The 366-nt window shown below is 80.1% G+C and carries 1 pseudogene; it reads left to right on the top strand.

What is annotated here, in order from left to right:
• Positions 1–109: 109 nt before the first annotated feature.
• Positions 110–366: pseudogene (locus tag AC1DYG_RS20820) on the top strand (hypothetical protein); the annotation flags it as partial.

Genomic DNA, 366 nt, shown 5'->3' with positions numbered 1-366 from the left:
CGGCACTCCGCCGCGACCGCCGCAGTCAGGCCCGACCCAGGCAAATCCGACCCAGGCAAATCCGACGCAGACCGGTCCGGCCGGGCAGGGGCGGCCGCAGCAGGCCCCCGTGCAGGGCCGCCCGGCGGGCGCCCAGGGCGGCGGTACCCAGGGCACGCCGGTCGAGGCGCCCGGAGCGCCGAAGCAGGCCGCCACGGGCCGTCCCGCCACGCCCCGACAGCCCGCGCCCCAGCAGTCGGCGCCCCAGCAGTCCGGGGCTCCGCAGTCGGCGACGCCTCAGACCGGCGCCGTGCGTCCCGCACAGGGCCAGCAGGCCGGTGGCCGGGGTCAGACCCCGCCGTGGCAGCGGGGCCAGCAGGGACAGTC

This window comes from Pedococcus sp. P1_H8, assembly GCF_056405175.1.
Note: the sequence above shows the minus strand (reverse complement) of the source record. Positions and strands in the feature narration are given on the sequence as shown.